This window comes from Embleya sp. NBC_00896, from assembly GCF_045207785.1.
GTDB lineage: Bacteria > Actinomycetota > Actinomycetes > Streptomycetales > Streptomycetaceae > Embleya.
This window is the reverse complement of record NZ_CP108776.1, coordinates 6,686,684-6,709,847: the sequence shown is the minus strand read 5'-3', so window position 1 is coordinate 6,709,847 and position 23,164 is coordinate 6,686,684. Positions and strand designations below refer to the sequence as shown.

At 69.7% G+C, this 23,164-nt stretch carries 19 protein-coding genes and 2 pseudogenes; 9 read left to right on the top strand and 12 right to left on the bottom strand.

The genetic code is table 11. The features are described 5' to 3' along the window. Positions 1–81: 81 nt before the first annotated feature. The 4 genes and pseudogenes from OG928_RS29905 to OG928_RS29890 form a co-directional block, all read left to right on the top strand. Complete coding sequence (locus OG928_RS29905; protein WP_406289476.1) at positions 82–1,533, top strand: MFS transporter; 1,452 nt, start codon at positions 82–84, stop codon at positions 1,531–1,533. 61 nt (positions 1,534–1,594) lie between these two features. Beyond that, positions 1,595–2,098, top strand: coding sequence for an SRPBCC family protein (locus OG928_RS29900; RefSeq protein WP_406289473.1), 504 nt, complete (start codon positions 1,595–1,597; stop codon positions 2,096–2,098). A 71-nt stretch (positions 2,099–2,169) separates the two neighbouring features. After that, positions 2,170–3,546 carry a carotenoid oxygenase family protein gene (locus tag OG928_RS29895; protein ID WP_406289471.1) on the top strand — a complete coding sequence of 459 codons (1,377 nt, stop codon included), beginning with the start codon at positions 2,170–2,172 and terminating at the stop codon, positions 3,544–3,546. Between the two features lie 315 nt (positions 3,547–3,861). Next, positions 3,862–4,394 (top strand): annotated as a pseudogene (locus tag OG928_RS29890) (MerR family transcriptional regulator); the annotation flags it as partial. 211 nt (positions 4,395–4,605) lie between these two features. Here OG928_RS29890 and OG928_RS29885 read toward each other — a convergent pair. From OG928_RS29885 to OG928_RS29875, 3 genes are all read right to left on the bottom strand, one after another. Further along, positions 4,606–5,274: a serine/threonine-protein kinase gene (locus OG928_RS29885; protein ID WP_406289469.1), complete on the bottom strand. Its 669-nt coding sequence runs from the start codon at positions 5,272–5,274 to the stop codon at positions 4,606–4,608. Positions 5,275–5,438: 164 nt separating this feature from the next. Continuing rightward, complete coding sequence (locus tag OG928_RS29880) at positions 5,439–5,630, bottom strand: hypothetical protein (protein ID WP_406289466.1); 192 nt, start codon at positions 5,628–5,630, stop codon at positions 5,439–5,441. Positions 5,631–5,769: 139 nt separating this feature from the next. Next, positions 5,770–7,191 carry a PQQ-binding-like beta-propeller repeat protein gene (locus tag OG928_RS29875; protein ID WP_406289464.1) on the bottom strand — a complete coding sequence of 474 codons (1,422 nt, stop codon included), beginning with the start codon at positions 7,189–7,191 and terminating at the stop codon, positions 5,770–5,772. Positions 7,192–8,198: 1,007 nt separating this feature from the next. Here OG928_RS29875 and OG928_RS29870 point away from each other — a divergent pair. Continuing rightward, positions 8,199–8,840, top strand: a complete 642-nt coding sequence (locus OG928_RS29870) for a hydrogenase maturation protease (protein ID WP_406289462.1) — start codon at positions 8,199–8,201, stop codon at positions 8,838–8,840. A 446-nt stretch (positions 8,841–9,286) separates the two neighbouring features. Here the strand turns inward: OG928_RS29870 and OG928_RS29865 are convergent, their stop codons facing one another. The 3 genes from OG928_RS29865 to OG928_RS29855 form a co-directional block, all read right to left on the bottom strand. Continuing rightward, complete coding sequence (locus OG928_RS29865; RefSeq protein ID WP_406289459.1) at positions 9,287–9,640, bottom strand: VOC family protein; 354 nt, start codon at positions 9,638–9,640, stop codon at positions 9,287–9,289. 377 nt (positions 9,641–10,017) lie between these two features. Continuing rightward, positions 10,018–10,293, bottom strand: a complete 276-nt coding sequence (locus OG928_RS29860; RefSeq protein ID WP_406289458.1) for an isoamylase early set domain-containing protein — start codon at positions 10,291–10,293, stop codon at positions 10,018–10,020. A 589-nt stretch (positions 10,294–10,882) separates the two neighbouring features. Next, positions 10,883–12,358: an AAA family ATPase gene (locus OG928_RS29855; protein ID WP_406291289.1), complete on the bottom strand. Its 1,476-nt coding sequence runs from the start codon at positions 12,356–12,358 to the stop codon at positions 10,883–10,885. Positions 12,359–12,918: 560 nt separating this feature from the next. Here OG928_RS29855 and OG928_RS29850 point away from each other — a divergent pair. The 4 genes and pseudogenes from OG928_RS29850 to OG928_RS29835 form a co-directional block, all read left to right on the top strand. Beyond that, positions 12,919–13,145 (top strand): annotated as a pseudogene (locus tag OG928_RS29850) (nicotinate phosphoribosyltransferase); the annotation flags it as partial. A 267-nt stretch (positions 13,146–13,412) separates the two neighbouring features. Then, a complete protein-coding gene (locus OG928_RS29845) occupies positions 13,413–13,715 on the top strand; it encodes a DUF1876 domain-containing protein (RefSeq protein ID WP_406289455.1) in 303 nt (100 codons plus the stop codon). A gap of 165 nt (positions 13,716–13,880) precedes the next feature. Next, positions 13,881–14,354, top strand: coding sequence for a CBS domain-containing protein (locus tag OG928_RS29840; RefSeq protein ID WP_406289453.1), 474 nt, complete (start codon positions 13,881–13,883; stop codon positions 14,352–14,354). A gap of 230 nt (positions 14,355–14,584) precedes the next feature. Next, complete coding sequence (locus OG928_RS29835; protein ID WP_406289451.1) at positions 14,585–17,041, top strand: glycoside hydrolase family 65 protein; 2,457 nt, start codon at positions 14,585–14,587, stop codon at positions 17,039–17,041. A gap of 198 nt (positions 17,042–17,239) precedes the next feature. On the opposite strand, the gene OG928_RS29830 is transcribed toward OG928_RS29835, so the two are convergent. The 6 genes from OG928_RS29830 to OG928_RS29805 form a co-directional block, all read right to left on the bottom strand. Next, positions 17,240–17,944 carry a helix-turn-helix domain-containing protein gene (locus OG928_RS29830; RefSeq protein WP_406289449.1) on the bottom strand — a complete coding sequence of 235 codons (705 nt, stop codon included), beginning with the start codon at positions 17,942–17,944 and terminating at the stop codon, positions 17,240–17,242. A 196-nt stretch (positions 17,945–18,140) separates the two neighbouring features. After that, positions 18,141–19,604 (bottom strand): Ni/Fe hydrogenase subunit alpha, encoded by a 1,464-nt coding sequence (locus OG928_RS29825; protein WP_406289447.1) that lies wholly within the window; start codon positions 19,602–19,604, stop codon positions 18,141–18,143. Further along, the gene (locus OG928_RS29820) at positions 19,601–20,389 is read right to left on the bottom strand and encodes an oxidoreductase (RefSeq protein ID WP_406289444.1); all 789 of its coding nucleotides are present in this window, start codon (positions 20,387–20,389) and stop codon (positions 19,601–19,603) included. Before OG928_RS29820 ends, OG928_RS29825 begins: the two co-directional genes overlap by 4 nt. 1 nt (position 20,390) lies before the next feature. Beyond that, positions 20,391–21,224, bottom strand: coding sequence for an FAD/NAD(P)-binding protein (locus OG928_RS29815; protein WP_406289442.1), 834 nt, complete (start codon positions 21,222–21,224; stop codon positions 20,391–20,393). Next, the gene (locus tag OG928_RS29810; RefSeq protein WP_406289439.1) at positions 21,221–21,691 is read right to left on the bottom strand and encodes a cyclic nucleotide-binding domain-containing protein; all 471 of its coding nucleotides are present in this window, start codon (positions 21,689–21,691) and stop codon (positions 21,221–21,223) included. Before OG928_RS29810 ends, OG928_RS29815 begins: the two co-directional genes overlap by 4 nt. Continuing rightward, a complete protein-coding gene (locus OG928_RS29805; RefSeq protein ID WP_406289436.1) occupies positions 21,688–22,854 on the bottom strand; it encodes a 4Fe-4S dicluster domain-containing protein in 1,167 nt (388 codons plus the stop codon). Before OG928_RS29805 ends, OG928_RS29810 begins: the two co-directional genes overlap by 4 nt. Positions 22,855–23,164 lie beyond the last annotated feature (310 nt).

Genomic DNA, 23,164 nt, shown 5'->3' with positions numbered 1-23,164 from the left:
GTGTTCTTTTTGCGACAAAGAATGATTGATCAATCACACATCATCGACGTACCCGAGACGACCCTCGGAACAGGAGTCCCCATGTCCTCGGCACCCCTCGCCCAACCGGCGGACCCGCCTTCCGCCGCAGCGGATCAGGGCGTCGGTCGCCCCCGGGTACTGGCCGTCCTGGCGGCAGCGCAGTTCGCGGTGGTGCTGAGCACGTCGATCGTCAACGTCGCCCTGCCGCAGGTCCGCGATGGGATCGGCCTGTCGGGCGACGGGATGGCGTGGGTGGTCAACGCGTACGGCCTCGCCTTCGGCGCACTGCTGCTGCCCGGCGGACGGCTTGCCGATCTGCTGGGACAGCGCCGCGTCCTGCTCACCGGACTCGCCGTCTTCACCGCCGCATCGGTCGCGGCGGCGTTGTCCGCCTCGCCGTGGCTGCTGATCGCCGCACGTGCCGCCCAGGGAGTGGGCGCCGCCGCGATCGCGCCGGCCGCGCTGTCGCTGGTCATGCGGACGTATCCGCCGGGACCCGCACGTGGCAAGGCGCTCGGTGTGTGGGGCGCCGTGTCGGGGGCGGGCGGCGCAGCGGGCGTCCTGCTCGGCGGCGCGCTCACCGAAGCCTTCGGCTGGCGCGCGGTGTTCGTGGCCGTCGCGGTGCTCGGGGCCATCGTGCTGGCCGCCTCCGTCCGACTCCTGTCCGCCACGCCGCCCGCCGGACACGGCATCCGCTCCTTCGATGTCGGCGGGACCGCGACGGTGACGCTCGGACTGGTCGCCCTCGTCTACGGCCTGACCACCGCGGGCCGCGACGGCTGGACCGACCCCCGCGTACTGACCGCGATTACCGTCGCTGCGCCCCTTCTCGCCCTGTTCGCGCTGCTGGAACGACGCTACACCGCACCGCTGTTGCCGCCGCGCCTGCTCACCTCCGGCGCGGTCGCCCCGGCGAACCTCGTGATGGCGCTGCTGGGCGCCGTGTGGGTGGGCCTGTTCTTCTTCGTGCCGCTCTACCAGCAACAAGCCCTCGGATACAGCCCCTTGCGGGCCGGGCTCACACAACTCCCGCTTGCCGTGGCCAACATGATCGGCGCCGCCATCGCACCACGACTGGCCCGGCGGTTCGGACCGGGCACCGTGCTCGCGGCAGCCATGGCCACACTCGCCGGCGGGTTCCTGTGGCTCTCGCGGATATCGGCGAACGGCAGCTTCCTCGGCGACGTCCTCGGCCCGACCGTCGTCGTCGGCCTCGGCCTCGGCGCCGCGTTCGTCCAGCTCACCGGCGCGGCCGTCGCCGGAGTCCCGACCGCCGACGCGGGGTCGGCCGGCGGGCTGGTCAACACCACGCGGCAGATCGGCGGCGCGCTGGGGCTGGCCGTACTCGGCACCCTCGCCACCGCGCGCACCGAATCCGCCGGATTCGCGGTCCCCCACGAGGTCGCGCTCACCGACGGCTACCGCACCGCCTTCCTGGTCTCCGCGGGCATCGTCGCCGTCGGCGCTCTGCTGACGCCCCTGCTCACCCGGCGGACCACGCCGACCCCCTGAACTCCGCTCAACCGAAGCACGCATCGCGCCACCATCCCGATGCCACAGAGGAGCACTTCCGATGAACACCCAGCCGAACACCGCCGACAGCGTCACCGCCGTGAACACCGTCCCCGACAGCGCCCCGATCCAGGCCGTCGACGCCGACGCCCCGGTCGTCGTCCGACTGGCCGTCACCATCGACGCCCCGCTCGCCGACGTCTGGGCCCTGCACACCGACATCGACGCGTGGGCCGACTGGAACCCGGACATCGACCGCGCGGAACTCGACGGGCCGCTGCGCGAAGGCGCCCGGTTCCGGTGGTTCACCCACGGGCTCGACATCGCCTCGACCGTCTACCAGGTGATCCCGGGCCGACGGATCGTGTGGGGCGGCCCGGCGCACGGCATCGACGGCGTGCACGCCTGGACGTTCCACGAGGCCGACGGCGTCGTCACCGTCCGCACCGACGAGTCCTGGAGCGGCCCGTCGGTCGACGCGCAGACCGACGAACTCCGGTACGCGCTCACCCAGTCGCTGCACGGCTGGCTGCTCGCACTGAAGGCGCGCGCCGAACGCAGCTGACCGGCCGCACCCATACCCGCACCTCGCTCCACCCCGCAGACCCGAGAACCGCAGCCCGGAAGGAACCCGACATGAACACCACCGCCGCAGCCCAGTCCGCCGCCCGCAAGCCCTACCTGACCGGCCACTACGCCCCCGTCGCCGACGAGATCACCGCCACCGGCCTGACCGTCGAAGGCCACCTGCCGTCCGAACTCACCGGCAGCCTGCTGCGCGCCAGTCACAACCCCAAGCCGGGCGTCACCCCCAGCCACTGGTTCAAGGGCAACGGCATGGTCCACGGCATCCGGCTCCGCGACGGCCGCGCCGAGTGGTACCGCAACCGCTGGGTCCGCACGCCGGCCCTCGACGGCGCGCCGTACATGACCGAGCACGGCCCGGACTTCGCCGTCAGCACCGCAGGAACCCACGTCATCGAACACGGCGGCCGGCTGCTCGCCCTGTGCGAGTCAGCGCTGCCATACGAACTCACCCCCGAGCTGGACACCGTCGGCGCCTACGACTTCGGCGGCAAGCTGAAGTCCTTCATGACCGCGCACCCCAAGGAGGACCCGGCCACCGGCGAACTGCACTTCTTCGCATCGTCGCCATTCCCGCCGTTCCTCACCCACTACGTGGTCTCCCCGCAGGGCGACCTGACGCTCAGCCAGGACGTCCCCGGCGCCTCCGCCGCGCTCAAGCACGATTTCGCGATCACCGAGCACTACGTCGTGTTCCTCGAAGGATCGGTCACCTTCGACCACAGCGAGGCCTCCGGCATCCCGTACTCCTGGAGCGACGCGCAGCCCTGCCGTATCGGCGTCATGCCGATGGGTCCCGGCGGGGCGGCGAACATCCGCTGGTTCGACGTCGAGGCCGGGTTCGGCATGCACTTCGCCAACGCCTACGAGGACGCCCTGGGCCGCATCATCATCGAAGGCGCGACCGTCGACCGTACCGGCTGGCAGCGCTCGTGGAACTGGTGGGTCGGCGCGCCGGGCCGTGGCGCCGAGCCCAACTCCGGCTCCCGCAGCCGCCGGTGGACGATCGACCTGACCGAGGGCATGGCACGCGAGGAGCAGACCGACGACCTGATCGTCGAGTTCCCGACCATCAACGAGACCCTGCTCGGCCGCCCACACCGCTACCAGTACGCCCTCGCCTTCCCCGACGACGACGGCGTCGGCAACCACACCTTCGTCAAGTACGACCGCGCCACCGGCGCCCGGCAGCTTCGCCCCATCGGCGTCGGCCAACTCCCCAGCGAGGCCGTCTTCGTCCCCGCCGCGAACGCCGCCGCCGAGGACCACGGCTACCTCCTCACCGTCGTCAGCGACCTCAACACCGACAGCTCACGGCTCCTGGTCCTCGACGCCGGCGACCTGACCACCGCACCGGTCGCCACCGTCCACCTCCCGCGCCGCGTCCCCGCCATGATCCACGGCTCCTGGATCCCCGACGCCCGCTGACCCGACGAACTCCCCACCGCCCCACGGCCCCCGCACACCGCGTGCGGGGCCGCCGCCCACCCACCCCACGAATCCCTCCGCGAACCCCACCCCGCACGCCGACCACGTCACCGCCTCGGAGGCCTCGGCGTCCTTTCGGAGGTGGAGGCCCCGGGCGCGGTGATCGCTCGGGGCCGATGTCGCTCAGTGAAGACCATGACGTCGCGGCAAGGTCAAAACGAACGGTTCGAGGCCTCCGTGGTGGTCGGGGGCGCCGGCCGCCACGCGGACCTCCGTGCTTGACCGTGTCGCGACGTCATGGTTTTCACTGGTCTCATGCGAATCGGCGAAGTCGCGGCGCTGGTCGGGGTCACCCCGCGGGCCGTGCGGCACTACCACCATCTGGGGCTGTTGCCCGAGCCCGTGCGGCGCAGCAACGGGTACCGCGATTACGGCGTCCGGGACGCTGTCCTGCTCGCCCGGGTCCGCCGGCTGACCGAGCTCGGGGTCGGGCTCGACGAGGTACGGATGTCCTCGCGGACACCGAAGGCCATGACCTGAGGGAGGTCTTGGAGGAGCTGGACGCCGACCTCGCACGGCAGGAGGCCCTTGTCCGGGAGCGGCGGTCGCGACTGGCCGCGCTGCTGGTCCAGGCGCAGGACGGATCCCTGCTTCCCGAGGGGCCGGTGTCGCCCGAGCTCACCGGCCTGCCGGCCGCTCTGGGAGACGTCGATTTCGACGTCTCGCCCATGGCCGTGAAGGACCGCGAGCACCTGGCGTTCCTCGACGCCGCGACCCCCGAGGAGAGACGGGTTTCGCTGATGGCGGCGTTGCAGGAAATGCGAGAGCACGCCGGAGAGGTCTACCGCCTTCGGATCGCGCTGTGGACGGGATACGAACAGCCGACCAGGACGGGCCCGGTGGTTATCGACGCAACGCAAGCCCACCACCAGGGAATCGACGGCCAGAACAACAGGATGCCGCCGACCAGGGCGGCGAGGGCGAGATAGACGAGGATGTCCAGGTGGTCGTCGTCACCGGTCTGCGGGTCCTCGAGACTTGCGATGCCGAGCACGGACATCAGGACCTGGGCCGTGGTTGCGCCGAGCGTAGTTGCCCAGGTGGTCGACCAGTTCGCGAGGAACGCCGCTTGGAGTCCGACCAGTGTCCCGTCGCCGTCAGCGAGGCGCTGCCGGTGAACTCCGCCAGGCGAGCGATGCCGAAGTCGAGCAGGATCACTGTTCCCGACTCGAACAGCAGGATGTTCGCCGGTTTGAGGTCGCGGTGGGTGATTCCTGCGTCGTGGGCGGCCTGCAGGCCGACACAGATTTGCCCACTCCAGTCGACGACGTCGGAGATGCGGGACGGGCCCTTCCCTGCCGGCGGCCCGAGCGGACGGCCGCGGACCAGCTCCATGACGAGGTATCCCAACACCTGTCCGTCCACGTCTGCCTCACCCACGTCATGGACGGTCACCACATGGGGACTGGACAGACGACCCACGGCTCGGGCCTCGCGCTCGAAGCGTTCCGCGTGGCCCGAATCACCGGTGACCGGGACCAGTTTGACGGCCACCGGCCGGTCGAACCGCTCGTCCACGGCACGCCAGACCTCGCCCATGCCACCCTCACCCAGCGGTACATCCAGACGGTAGCGTCCCGCTATCCGTTCACCACGCAACGTGTCCCCCAATCGCCCGCGGCACGAGCAATCGATGGCGATCGCCGGTCCCTCCTCGGTACTGCGCATCGCTCTCGGGGGCGTTCGCCGTGGAATCCCTGTGCGTACCTGCCTCGCCTGCCGGAGCAGCCCTCGACTGGGCTGGATCCGCTTTGACGGAGACCTCTGCAGACGATGCTGCCAAACCGCCTCCCCCAACGCACTCGACAACGTCGCCAGACACCGATGCACGCTCACCCTGCCGCGCCCGCCCGCGAGTTGCGCCCGAGCGAAACCGACCAGGCTCGACGACCGAGCTCGTCGAGCCTGATCCCACCCGGATGCGGGACCAAGTCGTTGACGACGTAGTCCCGATAGCGAACCAGGGTGGTCGGCTTGAGATCCAGCGCCCTCGCCTCGAGCCACTCCGTCGGATACTCGGCCACCGTCTGATTCGGATCCGCGTCGAACCCACCGGCCGCACCCTCCAACAGCCGACGCGACGCAACGCCGCCGCGGCCCAGCACTACGGACGCGCGCGCCTTGATCGCCGGGCTGCGTCGGCGCGCGCGTCCGTAGGTTCCGTCAACCGGTCGGCGCGGTCGGACCGGTCGAAGTGCTCGGGCCGGTCGAGGTGCTCGGGCCGTACACGGTGACGCCGATCGACGCGAGGCCGGAGAACATCACCAGGTGGCCGTTCTCCAGCCGCCCGATGTCCTGCATGCCCATGCCCATCGGGTTCTTGGGCTGCGCGACCGTGCTGACCTGTGTGGCCGTGCCGTCGGGAGCGAAGCGCGTAAGGGTCGAAGCAGTGCGGGAGGCGACATCGAGCACGTACGCGCCCTCTTCGTCGGCATCGATCAGGACCGAGTCCCTGTTTTGACTCGCCGGCTTCACCCACCGCACGGTGCCCGTGTCGAGGTCGAAAGCGATGGCTTGGCTCGGCGAGAGACCCTGCCCGATCTCCCGCTCGGTCAAGGCGTACATGGTGTTGCCCCTGACGTGCATCGCGGGCGCGTGCAGCGTTCCGTACATGCTTTCACCGTAGGATTCGACCTTCCCGAAGTCGCCCCGCAACGGAATGGTTCGGGCGATCTTTCCGGTGTCGTCGAACACGACCAGTTGAGCGGCCTGTTCGTCCTTGAGGGTGCTCGGCTCGATGACGGCCGTCAGCGGCCGGGCGGACACCAACCGCACAGTTCCGTCCTCGGGGGCCGGGACGGATGTGGGTACATCCCACAGCGGTTGGCCGGCGGCATCGATAGCGGCCACGGAGTAATTTTTGCGGAATACGGAGGCGCCGAAACTCATCGAGACGACGACGCGGTCCGGCGTGGTGCGGAAGCTCTCGTTCGACCACAACCCGGCCTGCGTGGTCGGGTTCTGCCACGTCCATGCTTGACTGCGGTCGGCCGTGCGCAACGCGACCACCGTGTTGGGTGTCATGACCGCCAGCAGGTCCTCGCCGATGAAGCCGAGGCGGGTCTCGTCCGTGTCGAAGGGACTGCCGTCCTTCTTGGTGCCGTGAAACTCCGTCGTCCACACGACCTTGCCGCCCTGGCGGGTGTCCACGAGCGAGACTTGGTTGCACGCGGCGTTGTAGGCCCCCACCTTGGTCGACCAGGCGATCGCGCCGAGGCCGCTCCCGTTCGGCGTCTCGGTCATGCCGCACACAGCCATGCCCTGCTTCGGCGGGGCGACGGAACCGACAACGCGACCGTCGGCCATGTCGAGGATCTGCACGCCGGTCCCGCGGCCGACATAGAGCGACGAACCGGTGTGCCACATGCCCAGCGGCTTGGATTCCAGCGTGTCGCCGGGAGGGACCGACGCCGTCCACGCCTCTTTCAGCGCGGGCGCCGCCCTGGGCGGCTTGATCTGCGCCTTCACCGGCTCGGTGGGCGCGGCGGGCCCCGGCTTCGCCGTGGCGTTTTCTGAATCGCCACCCGAATCGCTCAGGAGCCACGCCGCGACTCCGCCACCGGCGAGTACAAGCGCCGCGATCACGCTCGCGGCCACGATCTTCGTGCGCGGTCCCCGTCCACCCGATCGCCCGCTCGTCGGGGGCCCGCCGGTGAAGCTCCCGTAGGCGAGAGTCCCGTTGGGGGGCATCACGCTCGTCGCCTGTTCCTGAGGGAACGGGCCTCCCGGGTATGGCGCGTATCCGGGCATCGGCGGTGGCGGGGGTGTTGACGGACGGGGAGGTATGTCCCGCCCCGGAAAGGGGGTAGGTTCGGTCATTCGCAAGGCTCCGAGTTCATCGTCCGTGTTCGCTCCAGTCCTTCGCACGCGGGCGAGAACTGGCCGGCACCCTAGCCGACGCATGATCAACTCGTCACGAGCCGGTCCCGAAAGAGTCCGAGACCGACGTCCTCCGCACACTCGACGCTGTGTTGACCTGGTCGCGGTACCACCACTCGCGCGGCCCGGATCCGCGCTTGCCCTTGCCGTAGCGGACGTGCGGTTTCCCGAAGCGGCCCAGGTCCCACCTGATGTCGGTGAGATCGAGCGGGCCTCGTTCACCCGCAGACCCACGTCGCTCATCAGTTTCGCGGCGGTGTAGTTGCGAGCGTCAGTTTCGCGGCGGTGTAGTTGCGAGCGTTGGTTTCGCGGCGGCGCGAACTTGCGGCACGACGCCGGATCCGCGGCCCATCCCGTGAACAGCCCGGCCACCTCGACGCCGTTCGGCGGGATCCGCAGCCGGGCGTCTTTGGCTCCGCGCGGACGGTTCACCTCGTCGATCGGGCAGTCGACCACCCGCCCGGTCAGCTGATCGGATCTCGACCTTGTGCCGCAGCTCCGGGAACGTGAAATACGTGCTCATCGACTGCACTCGGGCGAGCCGGGTGCCGCTGGGCGACTCGCGCACCACAGGACCCTGAACCGGAAAGTGCAGACATGCTCGATTTCCAGGCCGGGTGGACCCTTCGTTGGCTCGGATGGAACTCGCTTCGAATCCGGAGGATCCGGGCAAGCTCGGTATCGAACCTGCGATCACCGACGAAGGAGCCGGCGTGGGAGTCGCATTCCGGATCGCTGTCATCGGGGTCGGCAACGAGTTCCGCCGCGACGATGGTGTGGGCTGGGCGGTCGTGGCGCGGCTGGCGGAACGAGCCGGGATGCGGCCGCCGCCGGACGGCATGATACTCGCCGCGTGCGACGGCGACCCCGCTCGACTGATCGCGCTGTGGACGGGTGCGGATCTCGCCTTGGTGGTGGATGCCGCCACGAGCCGCCCGCCGCGTCCCGGGCACGTGCGCCGCCTGGAGGCGACCGATGAGCAACTCTCCCATCTGGGCGGCGCCACGAGCACTCACGGCCTCGGACTCGGCGAGGCCGTGGCGCTCTCCCGGATGCTGGGCCACCTGCCACGCCACTTGGTCGTCTACGCCGTCGAGGTAGCCGATACCGGGTTGGGCACGGGACTGTCGGCGCCGGTCGCGGCTGTGGTGGAACCACTCGCCGAGCGGATCGCGCAAGAGATCACGCTGCGCACGGCAGGCACCCCCCAGGAGGCATCCACGGGGACCGCGATCGACCGCGCGCTCAGCCCTCGGCCGATGGCTCCTCGTCGTGCGGGGCCGGGACGATCACGAGCGGGCAATGGGCATGGTGGATCAGGTCCTGACCCACCCAATCCACGAGCATGTCCTTGAAACCGCCCCGGCGCCGCGGAGGGCGACGACCAGGTACGGGGCGTGCTCGGCGGCTTGGACCAAGAGCTTCACGGGTGTCGGATGGCGACCTCGCGCTTCACGGGCACATTCGGATACCTCTCGCTCCGGCCCGCGAGGACTCCCCGACTCGGCGAGCTGTCGTTCGCGTTCCTCGCTCAGCGAACTGCGCTCTGTCCGCCGGTTCCGGCGTCGCGTGCCGGAGGTCTGGAGGACATCGTAGAACGTCCGTGGGGCAGCTCAGGGTTCGGATGGTAGTTCGTAGGTCGTCCGGGCCGAGCCGCGCGTCATCAACGCACCAGCCGGAGCCATGCACGGAGAGCACGGTCGGAGCACCCGGCGCAGCCGGGTCGGCGAGCAGCGGCTGGGGCAGCTGCGGGTGGGCGAAACCGTCCGGCACTTCCGCCCGAACGGCTGCCCGGCCCGGCTCAGCTCTTCCGTTCACCCAGGACACAGAATTCGTTGCCCTCCGGGTCGAGGAGGGTCACCCAGTGCTGCTCGTCCTGCACGGTGTCGGCATGCCGGGCACCGAGGGAGAGCAGCCGGGCGACCTCGGCCTCCTGGTCGTCGGGGCGGAAGTCGGGGTGGAGCCGGTTCTTCGACGTCTTGCCCTCGGGGACAGGCACGAAGAGCAGCCCCGGCATCCGGTCCGGCTCAGGCCGGATCTCGATGATCTCCTCGGATTCGTCGACCACTACCCAGCCGAGAGCCTCGGCCCACCAGCGCCCGAGGGCGATGGGGTCGGAGGAGTCGACGATGATCTGTTCCCATTCGAGTGCCATGAGCGTGAGCATAAACAGGGTCGGCCGGCTGCCAGGGCTGGGGGTAAGTACCGTCGACCGCCGGTCCGGTGCGCGGATCTATCCCGCAGAGCGGTGTAGTAGCGCGATGTGGTAGCAGCAAGTCGCGAGAAGTGATCGCTGCTACACCACTCCAGGGGACACCACCTCGGAAAAAGGATGGCCGTCCGTTCGCGACCCGACCGGGCGGACACCCACCAGCAGTGCCCTGATGAACCGCGTAGCGTGCCGCCGTGCGGTGGCCTCGGCTCGCCTTCCGGCCAAACACCGCACCACCGGCTCCCCTACCGCGACGGTGTGCGCCTGAGTGCGTGGTACGTCGGCAGGCGATCCGTGCGGGCAGGTGACTTCAGGGCGCTTCAGCTGTCGAGGTAGCTGTTGCGGCCGTCGTGGCCGTCGGCGTCGATTTCGTCGAACCAGTGATCGCCGTCGGCCAGATAGCGGAAGGAGAAACGCTGTGCGGTCGGGAGCGCCACGGTGACGGCGCGGCTGCCGTCCTTGCGCGGCGCGAGCGGGTGCGCGCCGGGCTGCCAGTCGTTGAAGTCGCCGACCACGCTGGCCTCACCTGCCGAATGGCCGGGCGGCAGGACGAAGGTGACCTCGGTGGTCTTCTTGCGACGGGTGCGCTCCAACACGGCCGTTCCTCTCGGTGACGAAGCAGGTGGTGCCAGCCATCGTCGCTGGGCTCTGGCGTGATCGGCGTACAGCAGGGCGTTCTGTCGCCAAGGTTCACCCGGACGGCGGCGTCCTCGCGGCGCCGCCCTGGGGCGCGCCCACACCGCCGTGTCGATCACCACGGGCATCCGGCAAGCCGACAATTTTTCCCGGCCGGGCCACTGTGGCCGCCCGGGGACACCGCCCATCACGTATTCCGCTCGCACGTCTCGACGTGGCCCGCCGCGGGCCACCCACGAGCCGACGGCGTTCCGGCCCGGGCCCCACCGTGACCGGTCGGGCGCCGGGCGATGGGCGACGGGCGACGGGCGACGGGCGACGGCGGATCCGCTCCTTTGCCGGCCCGGGAGAGTACCCTTCCCGGTCCCGATCTTGGAGGTCCCTCGTGTGGGTCATCCGCGAACGGACGAACGACGAAGGCTTCACCCGCAGGGCCGGCGGCGACCGCGGGAGGGCCTCCCGCGTTGTCGCAGCCCGGAAGCCACCGGCCCTCCTGCGCGACCGTCCGTTCCGGCGCGCAGGCCGGTGTCCGCATCGTCGCAACTCTCGCTAGTCCGGCTCCATGTGGGAGCGGCGGAAGACCGGGGCTTGGCCGGTGCCGTACGGGCGTACGACCGCCATCGCCTGGACGACCGCGGCCTCCAGGGCGCCGCCGGTGTCGACCGTGACGGCCTCTGTCCACGGCGGCTCCGCGGCTGCCATGGCAGCGGCCACGCCACGGTCGGCGTCGGATGCCCCGGGTGCGCGGTTGCTCAGGCGGGCCGCCGACACATCGCCCGGAGCCTGGCAGTGCAGGGCCACCAGGTCGGCGTGGGTGCGTTCGGCCATGCGCACGGCGGCTTCGCGCTGTCCCGCATCGGACCAGGTGGCATCCAGGACGACGGACTCGCCAAGGGACAGTAGGGCGGATGCGCGGTCGAGCAGGGCTGCGTAGGTCGTGGCGGTCCACTCGGGCGTGTACAGGCCTTCGCCGTAGCCTGCGGCTGCGGACTCCTCTGCGGGGATGCCTGCCAGCTCCTTGCGGAGGCGGTCGCTGCTGAGCAGCGTGACGCCCAGGCGATCGGCCAGTGCGCCGGAGAGTGTGGACTTCCCGCTGCCCGGAAGCCCACCGACGAGAGTCAGGCCGACAGTGGAGGCGCGCAGGTGGCGCAACGTCGTCGAGACCAGTCGCCGTGACGCCGTGGCGGCGCCGGACGCGCCCTGGCGTGCCTGGATCAGGGAGACCTTGGCACGGACGAACGCGCGGTAGGCGACATAGTGGTGCCACAGGGACGGCGGTGCGGGGTCGCCGGAGTACTCGCTGTACCGGGCGAGGAAGAACGCGGCGTCCTCTGGAGCACCCAGCTGTTCCAGGTCCATGGCGAGGAAGGCGGCGTCGTCGAGACCGTCGACGTAACGGAGGCGGTCGTCGAATTCGAGACAGTCCAGGACGCGGGGGCCGTCGTCGAGGCAGAAGATGTCCTCGGCGAGCAGGTCGCCGTGGCCGTCGACCACCCGTCCCTGCTCGATGCGTGAGTCGAACAACTGCTTGCGGCCGGCGAGATAGCGGCGCACCAGCCGCTCGACCTCCTCCACGCCGTCGGGGACGGGGCCGTCGTCGGCCAGCGCGCGGACCTGCGCGAAGCTCGCTGCCCAGCGCGACAACAGGGCGTCCCGCGTGCCCTGTTCGTCGATCTTCGGGCTGCGGGCCGCGTCCGCGTGACGAGCGGCGAGCAGCCGGGCGACGGCCCGCAGGACGCCGTCGACGTCGACGCCTTCACTCACAAGCCGGGAGAGGCGGCGCTCCGCCGGCATACGCCGCATCACCACGAGGGGTTCGGGCATGTCCGCGTCCGGGCTGCGAAATTCTCCCAGGCCCAGGTAGACGTCCGGGGCGAAGCGACGGTTGAGGGCGACTTCCCGCTCACACGCGTCCCGCCGTGCCGGCTCGGTGGTGTAGTCCAGAAACCCCAGGTCGACCCGCTTCTTGAGCTTGTAGGCGCGGTCGCCGACGAAGAACAGGACCGCGGTATGGGTCTCCTGCACCTCTGCGCGCGGTAGCGGCGGGACATCGAAACCGGTGCCGGTCCGGAGCACGGACGCGTCGGCCTGATGTCCTGACACCACCGGCTCGCCGCGGTGGCTCGGCTCAGTCATGGGGGACGCCGACGACGGGGCGGCGCGAGTGCGGGATGGCGGCGGTGGCCACGGGACCCGGATGTGGCGCCAGGGCGGGACGGTGCTTGCGTCGCTCGGCTTCGTCGGCGGCCCAACGGACAGCGGCACGGCTTTCGGGTGAGCCGTCGGGGCCCACGGTGATGGCTGACTCCATGGTGACTGCCTCCGTCTCGTAGAAGCGTGAATGACGGTGAGCGGGTCCGCCTGTCCGGACTGCCGGCGTTCCTGTGTCGTTGGCAGTGGCCGTGGCCGTGGCCGTGGCCGTGGCCGTTGGCCGTGCAGGCGACCGTGAGAGGTACTTGCTGTGTGAGCATCCGCGCCGAGCGCCGAGCGCGGCCGATTCTCATTCGAGGAGTACCCCAGATCTTCCTGCGGCGCACGCGGACGCTGGGGTAGGCGCGGAAACCGGCACGAGGCACGGCCGCTGCACGGAGGCAGGTGTCCGCATCGCGGCGCGCGTGCTGCGGGACCTGGACCGCGGGCCCGGCTCGGCGATCCGGCTGGACAGCGGTGACCTCGGCGCCCTGGCAGTACGGGCGCGCTCCATCCTCGACGCCGCCCGGTTGCCGGACGTACGGATCGTTGCCGGCGGTGGCCTCGACGAGTACGCCGTGGACGAACTGGTCCGTATTGGAGCCCGATCGACACATACGCGCGCCGGGATGGGTCGGGTTCCCCCGTTCCATCCCGGCGGGGTCTGCTCGCCTACGCCTGATCGGCGGGGCGGAGGTCCAGGGTCACCCGCTTCTACACCCGCCCCGACATCGCCGTCATCCCGTTCTCTCTCGCCGACTGACCGCGCTGACCGGCGAGATCCGGCCCAGGATGGAAGACGAGGTCTTGGCCGCGGCCGCAAATCTGTCATTCATTCGCAGAGCGCATCCGGACCACAACGGTCCGTACCGAGATGAGGAGGAAAGCGATGTCCCATACCGTGGAATGGAAGGTTCGCCTCTATCTCTTCGAGGAGGAGGGAACGACCAAGGCCCGCGTGGTACTGAACACCGGCACCACCGAACTCATCGGGCACGGGGCCGCGCACCGGAGCCCTGAGGACGCGGATGTTCCGGAGATCGGTGACGAGTTGGCGGCGGGCAGGGCCATGTGTGACCTCGGTCGGCAGTTGGTGGACGTCGCCGAGCGCGACATCGGGGGCATGGGCACATCCACGACGCGGCGAAGTGCCCGCCCGAACACCGGCTGGTCGACGCCGGACCAGATGTGATCGATGAAGCCCGGAGGTGGCGCAGGGGCGACGAGTCGGGGGCTCGGCGGGGTCGCGAACGACCGGGGCTCTCCGAAGACCCGATCGCCGTCGAAGGACACGTCCTCCGCGCCACGATCGAGTCGAGTCCTCTCCCGCGACATCGATGCACAGGAGCCGGTCACCGTGGACGAATCCAGGCAGGCACAGCGGCAGCACACCCGTATCCCCCTTGTTCGCGAGGTGATGCACGCGCCGATCGTGGCGGTGACCGTCGACGACACCCTGTGGACCGCGATGGACGCCATGTTCGCGGCCAACCTGCACCATCTCGCCGTCGTGGACGGAGGCCGCGCCGTCGGCCTGATCAGTGACCGTGACCTCGCCGCCCTGTGGGCGCTCGATCCGTTGGGGCTCAAACGCCGCACCGCGGGCCGGATCGCGGGGCCCGAGCGGCCCTTCGTGGCATCCGACGCCGATGCGCTGGACGCCGGCGAACACATGCTGCGGCACGCAATGGACGCGGTCCTCGTCGTCGACGCCGAGCAGCGTCCGGTTGGCGTGCTCACCGACCACGACCTGCTCGGAGTTTTCGTGAACCTGCATCGCGTCCCCGATGCCGCGCCGAGCCGCAGACACCCGGGGATGCTTCCCGATTGAGTCCGCCCGCGGCGCCTGGTCGAGGCCGACCATGCGCGCGTCCTCCTCGGCTGCGGCCTGCTTCAGGGCGTGGCCGAGCTTCGGCAGCGAAACCGGCGTCCCCTCCCCTGGACGGTTCGTCGGCGCTACGTGACCGCTTCGGCCCCGAGCCGGGACGGACGGCGGTCGTCCCCTGTCCCGGCGAAGGTCGGATAGCCCGAACAGCCGCACCGATCGGCGAGGGAGGTCTCATGGACGGCGAATCCCGCGCCCGGGCGCGGGCCGGCGGACGACAACCGCGCCGGTCCGCTCGGGCCGACCCGTGGGTGTTGACTTTCGAGGGCTTCGATCCCGTCGACGAGGGTCGGCGCGAGGCCTTGTGCGCGGTCGGTAACGGATATCTCGTGACGAGGGGTGCCTCCCCGGAATCCCGTGCCGACGGGGTGCACTACCCGGGCACCTATCTGGCCGGCTGCTACAACCGGGCCACATCCGTCCTCGACGGGCACGATGTGGAGAACGAGGACCTGATCAACTGCCCCAACTGGTTGCCGTTGACGTTCCGCATCTCGGACAGCGAGGCGTGGTTCGGTGCGGACCCGACGAACTCGATCGCATCGCATCGGCTCGACCTGGACCTCCGACACGGCGTCCTGTCCCGGCAAACGCTGATCGTCGACGGCCGGGGCCGACGCACCCAAGTTCTTCAACGGCGCTTCGCCAGCCTCGCCCAACCGCAACTGGCGGCCCTCGAAACGGTCCTGACACCACAGAACTGGACGGGTCGCATCGAGATCCGTTCCGCCTTGGACGGCACCGTGACCAACTCGGGGGTGGCGCGCTATCACGGTCTGACCGATCGCCATCTGGTCCCCGCAGGCCAAGGCGGTGACGGTGACGAGCTGCTGTGGCTGCAAGTCCGTGCCACCGGTTCGCCCCTGCACGTGGCCGTGGCGGCCAGGACACGCCTTCGGGACCGCACCCGCGTCTCGACGCCTTGGGCTCACGAAACGCGGGACGGCCGAGTCGCCCAAAGCATCGCCGTGGAGGCCACGGCCGGTCGGCCGATCACCGTCGAGAAGATCGTGGCCATCAGCACATCGCGCCTTCCCGCGGTAGACGACCCGTTGCGCGCCGTCAGGCGGCTGGCCGCTCGGGCGGACGGCTTCGAGAGCCTACTCCGCGCGCACGCCACACGCTGGGACGAATTGTGGCGCCGTTCCCATGCGGAAGTGGGTTTCGCCGACGTGGCCGGCACCGTGCACCTCCACCTTTTTCACCTGCTCCAGACATACTCCGAGCACACCGTCGACCTGGACGTCGGCATGCCCGCCCGCGGCTGGCACGGGGAGGCGTACCGCGGCCACATCTTCTGGGACGAACTGTTCATCCTGCAAAGCCTGAACCTCCGCCTGCCGGAGCTGAGCCGCGGCGTGCTTCGTTACCGCTACCGACGCCTGAACGCGGCACGAGAGGCCGCGCGCGACGCGGGCCGTCGCGGCGCGATGTATCCGTGGCAGAGCGCGAGCGACGGTACCGAACAGGCCCCGCGTACCCACCTCAACCCGTTGTCCGGCCGCTGGCTGCCGGATCGCACCCACCTGCAACGCCACGTCGGCCTCGCCGTCGCGTACAACGTCTGGCAGTACTACCAGGCGACCGGGGATCTCGACTTCCTGGCCTCGGCGGGTGCGGAGATGCTGCTGGAGATCGCACGATTTTGGTCCGATACCGCCACCTGGGACCAGACATCCGGCCGATTCGGTATTCGGGGGATCATGGGACCGGACGAGTACCACGATGCCTATCCGTGGTGCGAACGGCCCGGCATCGACGACAACACGTACACCAATGTGCTCGCCTCCTGGACGATCGCCCGCGCTCTCGACTCGCTCGACGTCCTCCCCGGATACAGGCGGGACGAACTCGTGGAACGCCTCGACCTCGACGGCGGCGAACTCGACCGTTGGCAGGAGGTCCATCGCAAGCTGTTCGTGCCCTTCCACGACGGAGTGCCGAGCCAGTTCGCGGGCTACGAGCGGCTGGAGGAACTCGACTGGAATGCCTATCGCCGGCGCTACCCGAGCATCCGCCGACTCGACCGGATCCTGGAGGCCGAGGGCGACACCGTCAACCGCTACAAGGCATCCAAGCAGGCCGACGTCCTGATGCTCTACTACCTGTTCTCCGCGCGCGAGGTGCGCGACCTCCTGCGCCGACTCGGGTACCGCACCGGACACGAGCTGTTGCATCGGACGATCGCCTACTACCTGCCGCGGACCGTCCACGGCTCGACACTCAGCTCGGTCGTGCACGCCTGGGTTCTGGCCCGTTCCAACCGTCGGACCTCCTGGCGGTTCTTCCGCGACGCGCTCGTAGGCGACCTCCACGACGTTCAGGGCGGAACCACCGCGGAAGGCATCCACCTGGGAGCCATGGCCGGCACCGTGGATTTGCTCCAGCGCTGCTACACGGGACTGGAGACCCGTGAGGACGCGCTCTGGCTCGACCCGCACCTACCCGAACCTCTCGACCACCTGGACCTCGAACTGCGCTATCGCGGCCACTGGGGTGTGGTCGTCACCGTGACCCGGAAGGAGATGACCGTGGCCCTACGATCGGGCGGCGCCCAATTCCCGATCCGCGTCGGTTTCCGCGGCTCCCTGACGACCGTGCGGCCGGGCGATCGCCACACGTTCACGCTCTGACATTCGGGACGAACGCGCGGTCACCTCTCGACGGTGCCGCGTGATCGGCGACGCAGTCCCAAGGCCGAACGGCACGTGCCTGGCACCCCCGGGGCCGCACAGCCCTCCTCCCTGGGCAGCGCGACCCGGATGGAAAGTGCCATGGCGTATCGAGCAAGCTCACGGGGTGAGCCCGTCAAGGTTCGGCTCTGGTGGCAGCTACCCAGGTAGACCCGGCCGGGGGCGGACCCGGCGTCCGGTGATCCGTTGCGGCCGAATGCGGAGCCACACGTCCCGAGTCCCGTCGGGCCAAGGCTGGAGATCGGCCTCCGACAGCCGGGCGACGTCCCTGCGGTCGATGACGCGCTCCACATCTCCGATCACCAGCACACTCCAGGCGAAGCGGGCCTCACGCACCATGTCGTCCACCTCGAAGGCCACCTGCCCCTCGACGTAGGACAAGGTCGAGCCCTCGGCAGTCCTGAACACGATGTCCTGCCCATCCAGGAGATAGTTGACAGGAAGCACGAACGGCTCCGCAGCGGCTCCCGGCGACAACCGGCCGACCTCGTGCAGGACCAACCTCGCGCGGCATTCCTCCTCGCCCATCTCCACGAGTTCACGAAGGGCCGGACCCGGTTCGCTTCCCGGCACGGTAGCGCCTGCGAGCCCCGGCCGCCCCACCGCGTCACCGGGGGACATCAGGTGCTCGATGGTCGTGTCGAGTGTCGCCGCGAGATGCGCCAAGGCACTCCTCGACAGGGGAGCGGTTCCCTCCTCCAGGCTCTCGACCCACGCGAGTGGAAGCCCGGATTTTTCGGCGACATCAGCGACGGACAAGCCGAGCTCGCGGCGTCTGGCCCGCGCGTTCGCGGACACCCGGTTCGCGTCGGGTCGTACGGTCCCTGCCGTCTCGTCATACATCAGACGACCTCCTTGGAAACCCTCGACCTAGCGTCGGCGCCCATGCGGCACCGATGCGATCCCGAGACAAGGACGGCCCCGAAGGCAAAGACCCGTCCCCCTTCATCATCACACCCGGCAAGCGACGAGCCGAAGGGCCGTTCGCCTCGGTCCGCAGGGGCGATCGGCCTGCCCGAGCACGTCTTGTCCTCCACGCCTATGTCGATGTGCGCGCGGCCTCACCGCTCGACGGGTCGCCTCCCCGGGGCCGGGGCCGGGGCCGAGGCCGGCCCGCAGGGTGTCGAGGGGCGTCGCCGGTTCGCTCGACGGTGAGGTCGAGGAAGTGTGTCGAGCAAGAAATACAGGGATCGTGATTGCGGATCGCCCGTTCGCACAGTCCTGTCAACTCGGCGTCCGTGGCGTCACCGTCTCGCAATCGCTCCTGCACGATGCGGCGCAGGTCCTCTTCGATCGCACCCTGATTCTGTGCCGTGGGCGGCACCAGGGTCGCGTCGGTGACGGTTCCCCGCGTATCCAGGGAGTAGCGATGATAGAGCAGGCCGCGCGGCGCCTCGGTGGCTCCGTGGCCGACGCCGTGCCGCGGCGGCACGTCGACGTACGGGTTCGCCGCAGGTTCGTACGCGTCGATGATGCGCAACGCCTCGTCGACCGCGTAGAGCACTTCGACGGCGCGAACGATGATGCTTCGGAAAGGGTTGAGGCAGACCGCGCCCTGTAGGGGGTCGCCGAGTCCGGCCTCCTGGGCGGCTTGACGGGCGATCGGGGAGAGGTGTCTCCCGCTGATGGCAAAGCGCGCCAGCGAACCGGTCAGGTGGCGGCGTCCGTCCAGCCGGGAGTGGAGGCCGGTGGAGTAAGGCACTTGGTGTTCGACGACGTGGCTGCCGAATTCACTGACCGCGAAGCTTCGGGTGGAGAAGGCGCGGTCGATTCCCGGGGCTGAATGGTGGGGACCGCCTACCGTCATGACGGTTGGCGTGCCGGACTCGATGGCGTAGGTGTCCGTTTCGGCCAGGGCGAGCAGGTCGTGGTCGCACACGGCGTCGGGGAAGTCGAAGCCCGCCACCCAGCGCACCGTGTGCGCCGCATCGTCGCGGGCGCGCAGCAGCTGTTCCGTCAGCGGGCGCAGTTCGGCGGCGGTCGGGACACGATGGAAGCCGCCGAGGCGGACATTGACCGGATGGATCGCTCGACCGCCGAGCAGTTCGAGGATCGCGTTGCCGGCCTGCTTGAGTCGAAGGCCGCGCTCGACGTCGGCGGGTCGAAAGCGGGCGAGTTCGACGACGCTGCCGCAGCCGAAGAAATCGGGCGCGTGGAGAAGGTGGACGTGCAAGGTCTGGCTCTCGATCCACTCACCGCAATAGAGCAGGCGGCGCAGCCTGGCCACCTGTCCACCCACGACCACCCCACAGGCGTCCTCGATCGCGCGGCAGGCACTCAGCTGATAGGCGACCGGGCAGATCCCGCACACTCGGGACGTGAGGTCGGGCGGTTCCGTGTGGGCGCGTCCCCGTAGGAACGCCTCGAAGAAGCGCGGGGGTTCGTAGATCGCCAATCGGGCCTGGACGACCTTGTCGCCGTCGATGCGCAGGTGCAGCGCGGTCTCTCCTTCGACGCGGCCGAGCGCCTCGACTTTCAGCGTCCGTGATGCGGGCCCGGTCACTCGTCCACCTCCTTCCGTGAGGCCGTGTCGAACTCCTCGGCGGCCGTGTTGAAGGTGCGCAGAACCCGCACGATATCGAGAGTGTCCATTCCGTCGCGCCGCAGGAGAGGGACGAAGGCGGTGAAGTTGGTCGAGTCGGATGGACCGAAGCAGCCGTAGCAGCCACGGCCGAAGGTGGGGCAGAGGGCCCCGCAACCGGCGTGGGTGACCGGGCCGAGGCAAGGAGTGCCACGAGCCACGGTCACACAGACGGTGCCGCGCCGTTTGCACTCGAAGCACACGCTGTGCGCGGGTACGTCGGGTTTGCGTCCGGCGAGGAAGGCGGTGATGACCTCGATGAGTTGGCCCCGGTCGATGGGGCAGCCGCGCAGTTCGAAGTCGACTGGAACATGGGCGCTGATGGGGGTCGAGGTGGCGAGTGTCGCGATGTAGTCCGGTCGGGCGTAGACCACCGAGGTGAACTCGGCGACGTCCGCGTAGTTGCGCAGGGCCTGGACGCCGCCGGCCGTCGCGCAGGCGCCGATGGTCACCAGGCGCCGGGAATCGGCGCGGATCCGGTGGATTCGGTCGACGTCCTCCGGGGTGGTCACCGAGCCCTCGACCAGGGACAGGTCGTAGGGGCCGGGCGCGGGCGCGCTGGATGCCTCCAGGAAGTGCGAGATCTCCCACTCCTCGGCGATGCCGAGGAGTTCGTCCTCGCAGTCGAGCAGGGTGAGCTGGCAGCCGTCGCAGGAGGCGAACTTCCACACCGCCAGCCTCGGGCGCCGGTGGGCATCGGCGGGCATGTCACAACTCTCGGATCATGAGGAGGGGCTGCGCACGGGTCCAGGTGATGACGGGACCGTCGCGGCACAGCAGGAGCGGGCCGAGTTGGCAGTGCCCGCAGAGTCCGCTCCCGCAGTGCATGGTGCGTTCGAGGGAGACTTGGATCCGGTCCGGGTCGACGCCGCGGTGCACGAGGTCGTGTGCGGTTGCGCGGATCATCGGCTCGGGGCCGCAGATGAACGCCGCCACGGTGCGCGGATCGAATGCGGCCCGGTCGACCAGGGTGGTGACCAGTCCCACGTCGCCCTGCCAACGTGGGTCGGGGAAGTCCACGGTGGTCAGGACGCAAGCGGTGTCCTGCCACGTACGTGCCTGGTCGACGTACAGCACGTCGCCGGGTGTACGTGCCCCGATCAGGAGATTCAAGCGTCCGTACCGGTCGGGTGCGGCGATTGCGTCGACCACGAGCGGCCGCAGGGGGGCCATGCCGATCCCCCCGGCCACGACCAGCAGATCGCCGCCGGTCGGGGCGGGCAACTCCCACCCGGTGCCGAAGGGGCCGCGTATCCCAAGGGTGTCGCCGACGCGTACTCCGTGGAGCGCGCCGGAGACGGCCCCGACGGTGCGCACGGTGTGCTGGAGAAGTTGTCCGTCCATTCCACAGACCGACAGGGGGATGTCGCCGACGCCGAAGGCGTAGACCATCGCGAACTGCCCCGGTACGAAGGGCGCCAGGGGCGACCGAGCGGGTGCCAATGTGATCGTTGCCGTTTCGGGCGTTTCGACCCGGCGTTCCACCACCCGATACGGGAGTGGCACGGTCGCTGTCGCCGCCCCCACCTCCGGGGTCGTCATGCCGTTCCCTGGATGTTCTCGGCGTCGGGGCGCCCGTAGAGGTCGAGCAGACGAAGACGAGTCGCCTTGAGTCGCCGGGCGATCACCTGGGCGACGCAGTGGTTGACCGCGAGTCCGAACGTGGGATCGTCGTCGCACATGGCACGAACCTCGCGCGCGTCGAACTCGTACGCGACGACGGCGCCGCGGGTACGTGCGCCCAGGTGCCAGCGGTACGGCTCGAACAGCCAGGACCATCCCAGTAGTTCGCCTTCGCCGAGGGTCTCCACGACGGCATCGCGTCGACCCGGGACGTGGATGTCGAGCGCGACCAGTCCGGAGCGGACGACCCAGAATCGATCCGCCGGGCCGTGCTCTTCGAAGACACGGGTGGCACCGGGGAAGGAGACGTCACGGGCGAGCGCGATCAGCCGGTCGCGCGGACCTGCCCCCAGGGCCCCGAGAAAGCCGTGGCGAAGGACGGTCACGGCGACTCTCCGCGCGGCGTTTCCCGGCGGGTGGACTCCCGTTCGCGGTTCAGCGCGTGAGCCTCCTCGGTGATGTCGATGCCGACCGGGCACCAGACGATGCAACGTCCGCAGCCGACGCAGCCGGAACTGCCGAACTGGTCGAACCAGGTGCCGAGTTTGTGGGTGGCCCACTGTCGATATCGGCTGTGCGGCGAGTCGCGGACCGGGCCTGCCCCTGCCAGGTGGGTGAAGTCCCGGTCGAAGCAGGATTCCCAGCGATGCCACCGCTCGGCGTGGTCGCCGGTGAGGTCGGTGACGTCCTCGGTGGTGGTGCAGAAACAAGTCGGGCAGACCATGGTGCAGTTGCCGCAGGTCAGGCAGCGCGACGCGACGTCGTCCCAGCGCTTGGCGTCCAGTGTGTCCCGCATCAACGTCTGGAGGTCCACCAACGGCATGGAACGCCCCATCCGATCCGCCGCGTCGGCGACGCGCTCGCGGGCGGCGGTTCGGGTGGCGACATCGGCCGGACGGCGCGGCAATTCGGCCAGCACCGCGCTTCCTTCCTCGCTGCCGGCACGCACGAGGAAACGATGGCCTTCGTCGTCGAGCACCTCGGTCAGCGCCAGATCGTAGCCGGGCCCCACCGCGGGCCCGGTCCCCATGGACACGCAGAAACACGTGGCTCCCGGGTCGGTGCACTCCACCGCCACCAGGAACGCCCGTTCCCGGCGCCCACGGTAGGTCGAATCCGCGTGCCGTCCCCCGGACAGTACGCGGTCCTGGATCGCGATGGCCCGCAGATCGCAGGGACGTACCCCCAGGAACGCGTACGACGGTGGAGGGGCTGCTTCCGCCGTCACCACCATCACACCGTCGGCGCCACGATCGGCGGCCCATTCCCGTACCCGAGGTGGGTGCAGGAACGTCTTCCAGGACTGCGGGCCCGCACTGTGCGCGAAAACGGCGCGATCCTCGCGGGCGGACAGCCGATAGCGGCCGGCCTCCAGATCGACACCCCAGCCCGCAGGGAGCTCCGAGCCGGAGGAGATCTCGGCGAGCACGATCGCCCCGTCCCGCACGGTGGGCCCGACGACCGTGCGACCCCGCGCGGCGAGATTCACGATCAGCGCGTCCAAGCCGTCCTCGTCGATGACCGCCGCGGCACCACCGCCATCCGTCATCCGTCGAACTCCCTACGCCGATGTGGTAATCACGTCCACTGTGCATATGGACTCTAGGCCGGATAAATACTGACAGGTCCAACTGCTAGCCCAGTCGGCCTCTTCATTACCTCGGATGGAGCGCGCCGGGCCGAACACCGTGCCTCACATCGAGTCCGCGGATCCATCGCGCGGGGGGGCGAGGACCGAAGCGAGGCCACGCTGCGCGCGGCGCGCGGCGCGCGGACGACCGGTTGGCGCCCGGCGAAGCCGGACGTGGGACTCACGGCCCTGGTCCTCCCGGGGCATCCGGCCCTGTGGTTTCGAAGTC

Bases quoted from the DNA above. Each gene is read 5' to 3' on its own strand.
- OG928_RS29905 (WP_406289476.1), top strand. From the start codon at position 82: ATGTCCTCGGCACCCCTCGCCCAACCGGCGGACCCGCCTTCCGCCGCA.
- OG928_RS29835 (WP_406289451.1), top strand. From the start codon at position 14,585: ATGGACGGCGAATCCCGCGCCCGGGCGCGGGCCGGCGGACGACAACCG.
- OG928_RS29805 (WP_406289436.1), bottom strand. From the start codon at position 22,854: ATGACGGATGGCGGTGGTGCCGCGGCGGTCATCGACGAGGACGGCTTG.
- OG928_RS29845 (WP_406289455.1), top strand. From the start codon at position 13,413: ATGTCCCATACCGTGGAATGGAAGGTTCGCCTCTATCTCTTCGAGGAG.
- OG928_RS29895 (WP_406289471.1), top strand. From the start codon at position 2,170: ATGAACACCACCGCCGCAGCCCAGTCCGCCGCCCGCAAGCCCTACCTG.
- OG928_RS29820 (WP_406289444.1), bottom strand. From the start codon at position 20,389: ATGCCCGCCGATGCCCACCGGCGCCCGAGGCTGGCGGTGTGGAAGTTC.
- OG928_RS29815 (WP_406289442.1), bottom strand. From the start codon at position 21,224: ATGACGACCCCGGAGGTGGGGGCGGCGACAGCGACCGTGCCACTCCCG.
- OG928_RS29900 (WP_406289473.1), top strand. From the start codon at position 1,595: ATGAACACCCAGCCGAACACCGCCGACAGCGTCACCGCCGTGAACACC.
- OG928_RS29885 (WP_406289469.1), bottom strand. From the start codon at position 5,274: ATGCGCAGTACCGAGGAGGGACCGGCGATCGCCATCGATTGCTCGTGC.
- OG928_RS29865 (WP_406289459.1), bottom strand. From the start codon at position 9,640: ATGGCACTCGAATGGGAACAGATCATCGTCGACTCCTCCGACCCCATC.
- OG928_RS29830 (WP_406289449.1), bottom strand. From the start codon at position 17,944: ATGTATGACGAGACGGCAGGGACCGTACGACCCGACGCGAACCGGGTG.